Source organism: Kitasatospora sp. NPDC024654, from assembly GCF_055559155.1.
In genome coordinates, this window is sequence record NZ_JBVHLF010000214.1 from 1 (window position 1) to 3324 (window position 3324).

General features: G+C 68.1%; 4 protein-coding genes. 2 read left to right on the plus strand and 2 right to left on the minus strand.

What is annotated here, in order from left to right; translation table 11 throughout:
• Positions 1-288 precede the first annotated feature (288 nt).
• Positions 289-1410 carry a DUF4185 domain-containing protein gene (locus tag ACZ38L_RS38940; RefSeq protein ID WP_465702793.1) on the plus strand — a complete coding sequence of 374 codons (1122 nt, stop codon included), beginning with the start codon at positions 289-291 and terminating at the stop codon, positions 1408-1410.
• 440 nt (positions 1411-1850) lie between these two features.
• Here ACZ38L_RS38940 and ACZ38L_RS38945 read toward each other — a convergent pair whose 3' ends face one another.
• Together ACZ38L_RS38945 and ACZ38L_RS38950 are read right to left on the minus strand one after the other, a co-directional pair.
• Complete coding sequence (locus ACZ38L_RS38945; protein WP_465702795.1) at positions 1851-2393, minus strand: SMI1/KNR4 family protein; 543 nt, start codon at positions 2391-2393, stop codon at positions 1851-1853.
• A gap of 79 nt (positions 2394-2472) precedes the next feature.
• The gene (locus tag ACZ38L_RS38950; protein WP_465702797.1) at positions 2473-2736 is read right to left on the minus strand and encodes a hypothetical protein; all 264 of its coding nucleotides are present in this window, start codon (positions 2734-2736) and stop codon (positions 2473-2475) included.
• Between the two features lie 182 nt (positions 2737-2918).
• On the opposite strand from ACZ38L_RS38950, the gene ACZ38L_RS38955 reads away from it, so the two are divergent.
• Complete coding sequence (locus ACZ38L_RS38955; RefSeq protein WP_465702799.1) at positions 2919-3191, plus strand: hypothetical protein; 273 nt, start codon at positions 2919-2921, stop codon at positions 3189-3191.
• Positions 3192-3324 lie beyond the last annotated feature (133 nt).

A 3324-nucleotide genomic window follows, 5' to 3' on the forward strand; every position in this document is an offset into this window, starting at 1 on the left:
CCCTGTACGACGGCGACACGCTCTCCACGACAGACCACTCCCCGGCCAGACCAACCCGAAGATCATCTCACTCATCGGTCAATGTGACAGCACCCTGTCACCAGCCGCAAACGATGGTGATCTTGCGCGGGCGTCACCCGTGTGGGTGAGTCCGGGATCGTACGGCTGCGCGCGGTGAAGCCCCGAGAGGACAGTCGACGACTGTGGCCCGTACTCCATCGCCAAGGACGATGGCACCGGAGGGCATCTCCTGGTGCAAGTGAGTCGAATCTGAAAGGCGTCGACAGCATGACACGTCCGTCGGACGAGAACGACACGACGACCAGCGGGTACTCCCGCCGTAAGCTCCTCAAAATCGGCATCGGCGTCGCCGCGGGGGCGGGAGTCGTCGGTTCGGTTACCCCGATTGCGATGGCCGGCGGGCCGAACGACCCGTCCAGCCCAACGTTCGCGACCAAGGTGAAGAACCTGAGCGGCCCGGTCGAGACCGGCCCGTTCGGCGCGCCGTGGACCGACCTCGGTATTCCCGTACGATGCCCGAACGGCACCATGCTGTTCGTCTGCGGCGACACCTTCAGCGGCGACCAGGTAGGCGCCGGCGACTGGCACGCCCCGGTCGGCCTGCGCTCCAGCAGCGCGGATGTGAACAACTTGCGTATCGACGGCAGCGTCGGCGGCGCCCACGCCCGCAGCCTTGTCAACGAGCCGCACAACCCGGCCCCCGGGGGCCGGACGACAGCGATCCCCTCCGATGTGTTCGTCGTCGACGGCGTCATGTACATGCACCTCATGCGCGGCGTTCTCTACGACACCCACCACACCGACTTCTGGCGCTCCACCGACAACGGCGAGACCTGGCAGTTCCTGTGCCAGTGGCCGGCCGATCTGCACGGCGGTCAGTTCCAGCAGAAGACCTACGCCGTGGCCGGTGACGGCTACTGCTACGTGCTGTCCACGGTCTTCAACCGCAAAGTGGAATCGGGGATGCTGCTGCACCGGGTACGCAAAGACAGCCTCGGCAACCCGGCCGCCTACGAGCCGTGGGGCTACGCCAACGGCGGCTGGCGGTGGGGCGCGCCTCCGACGACGGTCTTCGGCACCCGCGAGTGGGGCGAGATCTGCTTCCGCGCCATGGACGGCAAGTACGTCCTCACATGGCTGAACATGAACCCGGGGTCGATCCGGTCAATGGTCTTCCCGCTGCCGACCTCGGACCTGACCAGGACGCTGGAGCAGACGATGATCCTGCCCGGCAGTCTGGGGCAGGAGGTGGACAACTTCGTCGCCTGCCCGTACGGCGGGTTCGTCATCCCCGGCTCGACGTTCGGCAACTTCCACATCGTGGTCAGCCAATGGTGCGACCCGAAGAACTACCGGATCATGCAGTACAAGGTCAACATGCTGTCGTGAAGCTGGCACATCGTGTCGGGCGCCGTCCTTGGGCGGCGCCCGACCCCTTCGTCCCCACGCCTCCCTGCCTTCGCACGGACCGCGGATCGGCCGGACGACGCTGAGGCGACCAGCACGCCGGAACTGCCCCAACCCACCAGGTCCGAGGACTGATCAGCACCGTTTGCGGCTGGTGACAGAGTTCTTACCGGCCCCCCCGGAGCCCCGCGAGTTTGCGAAAACTGAAGCGCTTTCAGCGGGAACCCGAGGGTCAGTCACCGCGATCCCTGGGACGGACCCGCGGGTTCGTGCCGAAGCCACGGTATCTGTTGGGCGATGTTCTGCGTGGTGGTGGGAGCCGGCTGTCTGCGACGTTCACGATGGGCAGGGGCACGGCCCGTGGCGGGGTTTGTGCCCGGCTCGTGAACGACGGTGTGATGAACGACCGAGCCGGGCTGGGCTCACTCCCACCAGCCGCTACCGGTCTGCCAGCGCTGGACCCATTCGAGGAAGCCGATGGCCTCGGGACCTGGGTAGGGGTAGGCGCCGACCTCCGCGACAAGCCAGATCTTCCCGCGTTGCGGCCCGGTGATCACCAGGAGCCAGTAGGAGAGCTCGTCGTCTGTGCCCAGGACGACGGACCCGTGGTTGTAGACGTCGACCGTGCGCTGGTGGAAGTCGGTTGCGGGGGCGTCCTCGTCCTCCCAGGGCCATGCCTGTTCGAGCGGGAAGGCGGTTGCGGGGTCGCGGTCCCCTTGGTCGGGCCAGCCTGGTGGGAGCCAGCCGAGAGGAAGGAGGCCCCCGTCCTCGGGTGGGCCATAGGAGGAGCCGTTGGCGATGTGCGCGATGAAGCTCCGATAGGGCTCTGGCAGCCGGACGCCGTGCTCGTCCTCCCAGGCCGCAACGCCTTCCTCCCCCAGGGGCGGTTCGCGCCATTCAACTGGGAAAGCAGCCTGAAGGGCATCGAGGTCCTTGGCATGGGGTTCGTCATCGAAGGCTTCCATGGCACCACTGGTATCAGGTGCCTCTGTCGAGGGCTTCACTCGGTCCGTCGACTGCGCCTGTGGCTGTGCCTGCCCAGGTTCAGGTTGCGCGTCGCCCGGGAGCGGCCGAGGCTTCGGCGGTCTGCGTCAGGATGGCCCGGGCGGAGTCCGCGTAGCGGATGGCGGTCTTCTCGGCCAGGCCGAAGACCTCGGCCAGGTGGAGCGGGTCCGGGCCGTGGACGAGGGCTTCTTCGAGCTGGCGGTCGACGCGGAGCCGTTCCAGGGTGGCCCTCTGGCCGCGAAGCGCGGCGGAGACTGAGACGCCGCTGATGCAGCGCACTGCCGCGACCAACACCGAGATCATGCCCGCCCCGCCCCTGCAGCGCCTCGGACGCTGGGACATGCGGCGCCCGATGACCGACCTGCTCGGCAACGGCTGGGCCATGACCGCCTGGAGCAGCCAGAGCCCCGACCACACCGTCCACTACCTCCTCTTCCACGGCGACCCGATCGGCTGGATCGAACACGGCATCGGCGCCACCCAGCATGGACCGGGAGTGGTTGATGCGGGGCCGGGTGTACGGGGCGGACCACGACGACCCCTGCCCCGGCTCCCGGCCGGGGTACGAGTACCGGATGCTGGTGGCGGGCCCGCTGGACGGCTTGTGGCTGGACGTCACGGGATGGAACGCGGAGGACCTCGCCGCCGGCGCCGCGCTGGTCACGGAGATCGGCGCCTTCGGCGTCGGCGGCCGGGCCTGCTACGGCCCCGGCCCGCAGGATCCGCAGCGGTGGTACTGGCAGGGCGACATCCCCTGACAGCCGCTCACGAGCGGGTGCCGACAGTTGCTTTCATAGAGCCTTCGCCATCTTCGAACGTGCTGGTCGGAGGGGCTGGCGTGGCGGCTTTCCGGGGTGCTCGTGCTGGTCGTGGGCAAGAGTCTGCCGTCTT

What these genes read in the sequence shown, in the direction of transcription:
- ACZ38L_RS38955 (WP_465702799.1), top strand. Translation starts at nt 2,919, where the DNA reads ATGGACCGGGAGTGGTTGATGCGGGGCCGGGTGTACGGGGCGGACCAC.
- ACZ38L_RS38940 (WP_465702793.1), top strand. Translation starts at nt 289, where the DNA reads ATGACACGTCCGTCGGACGAGAACGACACGACGACCAGCGGGTACTCC.
- ACZ38L_RS38945 (WP_465702795.1), bottom strand. Translation starts at nt 2,393, where the DNA reads ATGGAAGCCTTCGATGACGAACCCCATGCCAAGGACCTCGATGCCCTT.
- ACZ38L_RS38950 (WP_465702797.1), bottom strand. Translation starts at nt 2,736, where the DNA reads ATGATCTCGGTGTTGGTCGCGGCAGTGCGCTGCATCAGCGGCGTCTCA.